This is a genomic window from Pseudomonas sp. Sample_20 (genome assembly GCF_004307585.1).
In the GTDB taxonomy this organism is placed as follows: Bacteria; Pseudomonadota; Gammaproteobacteria; order Pseudomonadales; family Pseudomonadaceae; genus Aquipseudomonas; species Aquipseudomonas atacamensis.
The window spans coordinates 1-6,906 of the sequence record NZ_RCOA01000134.1 but is presented as its reverse complement, the minus strand read 5'-3'; the positions used below and the strand labels follow the sequence as shown (position 1 = coordinate 6,906).

The 6,906-nt window shown below is 60.8% G+C and carries 6 protein-coding genes; 1 reads left to right on the top strand and 5 read right to left on the bottom strand.

Features of this window, described 5'->3' with window-relative positions; genetic code table 11:
- A partial coding sequence (locus D8U70_RS26770) for a tyrosine-type recombinase/integrase (protein WP_130930132.1) occupies positions 1–692 on the top strand: 692 nt, incomplete at its 5' end.
- A gap of 5 nt (positions 693–697) precedes the next feature.
- Here D8U70_RS26770 and D8U70_RS26765 read toward each other — a convergent pair.
- The 5 genes from D8U70_RS26765 to D8U70_RS26745 form a co-directional block, all read right to left on the bottom strand.
- Positions 698–1,249, bottom strand: coding sequence for a PqiC family protein (locus tag D8U70_RS26765; RefSeq protein ID WP_130930131.1), 552 nt, complete (start codon positions 1,247–1,249; stop codon positions 698–700).
- A 17-nt stretch (positions 1,250–1,266) separates the two neighbouring features.
- The gene (locus tag D8U70_RS26760; RefSeq protein ID WP_130930130.1) at positions 1,267–2,922 is read right to left on the bottom strand and encodes an MlaD family protein; all 1,656 of its coding nucleotides are present in this window, start codon (positions 2,920–2,922) and stop codon (positions 1,267–1,269) included.
- A gap of 244 nt (positions 2,923–3,166) precedes the next feature.
- Complete coding sequence (locus D8U70_RS26755; protein ID WP_130930129.1) at positions 3,167–4,468, bottom strand: FAD-binding oxidoreductase; 1,302 nt, start codon at positions 4,466–4,468, stop codon at positions 3,167–3,169.
- Positions 4,465–5,553, bottom strand: coding sequence for a polyamine ABC transporter substrate-binding protein (locus tag D8U70_RS26750; RefSeq protein ID WP_130930128.1), 1,089 nt, complete (start codon positions 5,551–5,553; stop codon positions 4,465–4,467). Before D8U70_RS26750 ends, D8U70_RS26755 begins: the two co-directional genes overlap by 4 nt.
- Before the next feature lie 177 nt (positions 5,554–5,730).
- Positions 5,731–6,906, bottom strand: a 1,176-nt coding sequence (locus D8U70_RS26745; RefSeq protein WP_130930127.1) for a glutamine synthetase family protein, incomplete at its 5' end; no start/stop codon positions are given.

Here is a 6,906-nt window from a genome sequence, read left to right as displayed (position 1 = left end):
ACGTCAACGCCGTGCGCGGGGTGATGAACGAGGCGTGGCGCATGAGCCTGATCAGCCAGGATCACCTGTTGAAGATGCGTTCGGTCAAGGGCATAGCCGGCACACGGCTGTCCCAGGGGCGCAACCTCAAGCGCACGCTGATTCACGAACTGATGGAAGTCTGCGCTGCCGACCCACGCCCGCAGGGCTTGCGTGATGCGGCGGTGATAGCGCTGCTGTACGGCACCGGCATGCGCAAGTCGGAATCGGTGGATCTGGATCTGAGTCAGGTCGACTTCAACGAACGCAGCCTGACCGTCACCGGCAAGGGCAACAAACAGCTGATCAAGTACGCGCCGGCCTGGGCCTTTGCCAAGCTCGACGCCTGGCTGGAACTGCGTCGTTCACAGCTCAAGGAAGGCGAGAGCGACGATGCATTCCTGTTCAATCGCATTCGCCGGGGCAGCCACATCACCCGCGAGCGCATCACCAAACACGCGATTTACTACATCGCCCGCCAGCGCGGTACGCAGGTCGGGGTGAAAATCATGCCCCACGATTTTCGGCGTTCATTCATCACCCGGGTGATCGAAGAGCACGACCTGTCGATCGCGCAGAAACTGGCGCATCACAGCAATATCCAGACAACCGCCAACTACGATGTGCGCGATGACAACGAGCGGCGGCGGGCGGTGGATCGCTTCGATTTATAAAGCGATTAGCCCGATGAAGGGCAATTGCGCGCGGCCATTGACGCCTGAGTGATTTGTGCAGCAAGACGTTTGACGTTGTTCTGTTGCGCAGTCACCAGCTCTTCGATGCTTGGCCCTGAAGGCGTCTGCAACACCGAGCGACAGGTCAGTAGCGCCGCGTCCGCCGCACCCAGCGGGCGCACTCGCCATTTCACGTCGATCAAGGCGTACTGGCCGGGAATCGAATCGAAGCGCTGCACGTCGACGCGCACTGAGGCGCGCTGCTGGCCGACACCGCTGCTCAATTGGTCGATCAGCGCGCCGCGCAACTCATCGGCAAGAGTGGCGCTCCACCAATCGGTTTCCAGAATCGCCACGCCGCTGTTGCCCTGGCGAATCACAATCTGCGCGCGATCGACCTGTGGCGGCACGCTGATGCTTTCAATGGCGATGTCGGCGCCGTTGCGGCTGGCACCCGGTTGCGCCGGGGTCAGCGTATGAAAGCTGATCGGGTCGCTACGGCACGCAGTCAGCAGCACGAAGGCAGCGAGCACGGTGATCTTCAACGGTAAAGCCATGGATTCAGCTCCTGTGCTCAATTGCGTGGCGGTCCTTTGAGGTCCAGCGGCGCGGCGTTGTCGGGACGCCCGCGAATCAGCGACTCAGGGTGGCGACCGAGGTAATCCGACAGCTCTCGCAACGAGCGCGACATGCGCCCGAGTTCGTCGAGGGTCTCGGTCAGTTGCTCGCGTTGCGGTGAGTCCTCGGCGAGAGTCGAATTGGCTGACTGCAAGGTCTTGCTGACATCGGCGAGGGTGCTCTGTACACCCGGCAGAGTCCTGGCGTTGAACTGCTTCAGGCCCTTGCGCAGCTCGACCAGATTGCCGTCGAGGTTGCTGGCGATGCGTTCAACCGGCAATGCATTGATCTTGTTGACCATCGCCTCGAGTTTTTCCTGCAATTGTTCGAGGCTGCCGGGGACGGTCGGAATGGTGACCGGCCGTGCCTTGGGGTCGAACGCGACTTTCGGCGCTTTGGGGTAGAAATCCAGCGAGATATACAACTGACCGGTGAGCAGGTTGCCATTGCGGGCCTGGGCGCGCAGGCCATTTTCAATGAACGTGCCGATCAGGCGCGCGCCGGTGGCCTCGTCGTTTTCGTCGCCATGGTAGGTCTTGAGAATCTTCGCGTGGGCACGGCCGAGTCGCTGCGGATAAATGACAATGCCGACATTCACCGGAAAGGTGCGCTTGACCTCGTCGAAGTCGAGATTGACCGCCACCACCCGGCCGATTTCAATACCGAGAAACTCGACAGGCGCATCCACCTTGAGGCCGCGCAAGGCCTGATCAAACCGCAGCGCCAGGTATTGCGCCTTGCCGTCGGGCGGGGCGAGGGCGGCGGTCTGGTTGGCAAACAGCTCGAAACTCTTGTCGTCGCTGGCCGGTTTATCGTCGGGGCTGTAATCCGGGGCACGGAAAGCGATGCCGCCCACCAGCAGGGTCGACAGCGATTCGGTTTTCACCGCAAAGCCGTTGGCGCCGACATTGATATCGATGCCACTGGCGTTCCAGAAGCGAGTGTTTTCGGTGACGTAGGCATCGTTGGGCGAATGCACGAACACTTCGATGTTGACGCCTTTGCCGTCCGGGTCCAGCGCGTAGGACACAACCTGGCCAACCGGAATCTTGCGGTAATAAACGGGGGAGCCGATGTCCAGCGAGCCAAGGTCTGCGGTGTGCAGCGTAAAGCGTTTGCCCGGTTCGCCGTAGGTGATCGGCGGCGGGTTCTCCAGACCTTTGAAGTTTTTTGAGCGGGTATTGGCCTGACCAATGTCGGCGCCGATGTAATCGCCCGACAGCAGCGTATCGATGCCCGATACACCGCCGGCGCCGATACGTGGACGCACCACCCAGAATTGCGAATCCTCGCGGGTGAAGGCTTCGGCCTGCTTGGCCAATTTGATCGTGGCGTTGACGTGTCTATGGTCGCTGGCCAGTTCGACGTCGGAGACATGGCCGATGACCACGTTGCGGTACCGGACTTCGGTCTTGTTCGCGGTCAGGCCATCGCCGGTCTTGAAGGTAACGGTGATGACCGGGCCTTCCTGAAGGATGTTGTGAATCACCAGCGAAATGCCGACCAGCACCGCGACAATCGGCACGATCCATACCAGTGAAATCGCGAAACGGCGGGTTTTGATCGGCGCTTGACCGGGTGCTCGCGGCTCATCGCTGGCTGACGACTTCATCCATGTCCTCCTCAATTAATCGGGCACTGAGCGTCAGGAACGCAAAAGCACTTCATCAATATAGAAGTGCTTGGCGATAGAGCAAATGTGTATAGCTGGCGTGGGACGCGATTGCAGTCCAGGAGCTGCCGAAGGTTGCGACCTGATCGTTCCCATGCTCTGCGTGGGAATGCAGCCCGGAACGCTCTGCGTCCCAAGATCGCAGCCTTCGGCAGCTCCTACAGGGGCCAGAGTCGTGGCGGGTTCAGCCGAGCATTTCGCGCAGGCGATACCAGAACATGCCCAGCGCCAGCAGCGGCGAACGCAACGCCGGGCCGCCGGGGAAGGTCATGTGCGGCACGCCGCTGAACACGTCCATGCCCTGGCTGTGCCCGGCATGAATGGCTTCGCCCAACAACTTCGCGCACCAATGGGTGACGTTGAGGCCATGGCCGGAGTAGCCCTGCGCGTAAAACACGTTCGGGTGCTGCTTGAGCCGGCCAACCTGAGGAAAACGGTTGGCGGTAATGCCGATCTTGCCGCCCCATTGGTAGTCGATTCGCACATCGGCCAGTTGCGGGAACACCTTGAGCATTTTCGGCAGCATATAGGCGGCAATGTCCGCCGGATCGCGCCCGGAATAATGACAAGCGCCGCCAAACAGCAACCGTCGATCAGCCGAGAGTCGGTAATAGTCCAGTCCGACTTTTTGATCGCACAGCGCCAGGTTCTGTGGAATCAACAGCGCGGCGCGGCTTTCGTCTAGCGGCTCGGTGGCGATGATGTAACTGCCGGCGGGCAGCACCTTGCCGCTGAGTTTCGGCTCGAGGTCATCCAGATGCGCGTTGCAGCCGAGCACCAGGCTGCCGGCGCGCACTGAACCCGTGGCGCAACGCACCTCGACGGTCGGGCCATGGAGGATTTCCAGCACCGGACTTTGCTCGAAGATACGCACGCCCAGCGACGCGGCGAGACGCGCTTCGCCCTGGACCAGATCAAGTGGATGCAAATGGCCCGATCCCATGTCGATCAATCCGCCGGCGTACACACCGGCGTCGACCACTTGCTGCCGGATCTGCTCCGGCCCGACCAGCCTGGTTGCGTGGGCATAGTCGAGTTCGGCGAGGCTGTCCTGTTCCTGCTTGAACGCGGCGAATTGCGCGGCGGTGTTGGCCAGTTCGCAAAAGCCCCAGCGCAGATCACAGTCGATGGCGTTTTCAGTGATGCGCTGGCGCACCAGCTCCACCGAATCGATACCGGCGCGCTGCAGATAGCGCACTCCGTCCTGGCCAACGTAACGGGCGAAACCCTCGACTTCATGGCCGATACCGCGAATCAGCTGACCACCGTTGCGCCCGCTGGCGCCCCAGCCGATACGTCGCGCCTCGAGCAACACCACCGACAGACCGCGCTGGGCCAGCTCAATCGCGGTGTTGACGCCAGTGAAGCCGCCACCGATTACGCAGACGTCGGCAAGCAAATCACCATCCAGCGCAGGGTAGGGCGTGCTCGTCCGTGCAGAAGCTGCGTACCAGGACCGGGCGTGTTGTGCGCTGTGCTGATTCATTTGTTCGACTTCACTTTGCTCCACGACCGGGTCATCAGACGCATGATCGCCTGGGGCGGGGTCGAGGAAATGTAGAGTTTGTCGAGCACCGACTGCGGCGGGTAAACCTCAGGATTGTTGACCAAGTCCTGATCCATGAACGGCTTGGCCGCCGGATTCGGGTTGGCGTAGCCGACGGTGGCGCTGACCTTGGCGATTACTTGCGGATCGAGCAGGTAATTGATGAAGGCGTGCGCCTCTTTGGCGTTGCTCGCGTCGGCCGGAATCGCCAGCAGATCAAACCACAGGTTGGCGCCTTCCTTGGGGATAGCGTAAGCGATATTCACACCGTTCTTGGCTTCCTTCGCGCGGTTGGCCGCCTGGAAGACATCGCCGGAGTAACCGAACGCGACGCAGATGTCGCCATTGGCCAGGTCCGACACGTACTTGGAAGAATGGAAATAGGTGATGTACGGGCGGATGCTCAGGAGCTTGGCTTCAGCCTTTTTGTAGTCTTCAGGGTTTTCACTGCGCGGGTCCATGCCCATGTAGTTGAGGATGGCGGGGAAGACTTCGTCGGCGGAATCCATCATCGACACACCGCACTGGCTCAGCTTCTTCAGATTCTCCGGTTCAAACAACACGGCCCAGGAATCGATGTGGTCGATGCCGAGCACTTGCTTGACCTTGTCGACGTTGTAACCGATGCCGTTGGTGCCCCACAGGTAAGGCACCGAGTGCGCATTCTCGGGATCATTTTTCTCAAGCAATTCAAGCAGTTTCGGATCCAAGTTCTTCCAGTTTGGTAACTGTGAACGATCGAGCTTCATGAACGCCCCGGCCTTTACCTGGCGGGCGAGGAAGTGGTTGGACGGCACTACCACGTCGTATCCGGTGCGACCGGCGAGGAGTTTGCCTTCAAGGGTTTCGTTGGAGTCGAAGACGTCGTAGATCACCTTGATCCCGGTCTTGCTCTGGAAGTCGGCGAGGGTGGTTTCGCCGATGTAGTCGGTCCAGTTGTAGACGCTGACTTGGGGCTCGGCGTGGGCTACGGCACTGAACAGCACGCTCAGTGCGACCGGGAGTACGGATTTCAATAGACGCATTTCGACACCTCTTCTTGTAATGATCGCTCCCACGCTCTGCGTGGGAATGCCGCAACGGACGCTCCGCGTTCGGCTTTGGATGGGACGCAGAGCGTCCCGGGATGCATTCCCACGCGGGAGCGTGGGAACGATCAAATTCTCAGGCGCTGCACAACTCCCACAGGGACAGCTGCGCGTTCAGACGCTGAGCAGCAGGAACTCACGCTCCCACGAGCTGATCACGCGCTTGAAGTTTTCATGCTCGGCGCGTTTGACCGCGACGTAACCACGGACGAATTTGCTGCCCAGGTATTCGGCGACTTTCGGGCAGTCTTCCATCTGCGTCAGGGCTTCTTCGATGGTGATGGGCAGGCGCAGGTTGCGCCGTTCGTAGGCCCGGCCTTCGACCGCCGCGCTCGGCTCAATCTGTTCGACCATGCCGATGTAGCCGCACAGCAGGCTCGCGGCAATCGCCAGATACGGGTTGGCGTCGGCGCCGGGCAAGCGGTTTTCCACGCGCATCGATTCAGGCCCGGAAGTCGGCACTCGCAGGCCGACCGTGCGGTTCTCTTCGCCCCATTCGACGTTGACCGGCGCCGAGGTGTCCGGCAGGAAGCGGCGGAACGAATTGACGTTCGGTGCGAACATCGGCAGGACTTTCGGGATGTATTTCTGCAAGCCACCGATGTGATGACGGAACAGCTCGCTCATGTTGCCCTCGGCATCGGCGAAGATCGGCTGGCCCGTCGCGATCTCGACCACGCTCTGGTGCAGGTGCATGGCGCTGCCAGGCTCGTCGCCGATCGGCTTGGCCATGAACGTCGCAGTGACATTGTGCTTGAGCGCCGCCTCGCGCAGGGTGCGCTTGAACACGGTGATCTGGTCGGCCAGATCCAGCGCATCGCCATGACGAAAGTTGATTTCCATCTGCGCCGGGCCGTCTTCGTGGATCAGCGTGTCGAGATCCAGGCCTTGCAGTTCGCACCAGTCGTAGACGTCTTCGAACAACGGATCGAATTCGTTGGCGGCATCGATCGAGAATGACTGGCGACCGCTTTCCGCACGGCCCGAACGGCCAAGCGGTGCTTTGAGCGGCAGGTCCGGATCTTCACAGCGCTGGGTCAGGTAGAACTCCATTTCCGGCGCGACAATCGGCTTCCAGCCCTTGTCGGTGTAGAGCTGCAGGACTTTCTTCAGCACGTTGCGCGGCGACAGTTCGATCGGGTTGCCGAACTTGTCGAAAGTGTCATGGATGACGATGGCGGTCGGCTCTATTGCCCACGGAATGACGTACACAGCGTCGGAAACCGGCTTGCAGACCATGTCGATGTCGGCCGGGTCGAGCAGGTCGTAGTAGATGTCGTCGTCGACAAA

Bases quoted from the DNA above. Each gene is read 5' to 3' on its own strand.
- D8U70_RS26765 (WP_130930131.1), bottom strand. From the start codon at position 1,249: ATGGCTTTACCGTTGAAGATCACCGTGCTCGCTGCCTTCGTGCTGCTG.
- D8U70_RS26760 (WP_130930130.1), bottom strand. From the start codon at position 2,922: ATGAAGTCGTCAGCCAGCGATGAGCCGCGAGCACCCGGTCAAGCGCCG.
- D8U70_RS26755 (WP_130930129.1), bottom strand. From the start codon at position 4,468: ATGAATCAGCACAGCGCACAACACGCCCGGTCCTGGTACGCAGCTTCT.
- D8U70_RS26750 (WP_130930128.1), bottom strand. From the start codon at position 5,553: ATGCGTCTATTGAAATCCGTACTCCCGGTCGCACTGAGCGTGCTGTTC.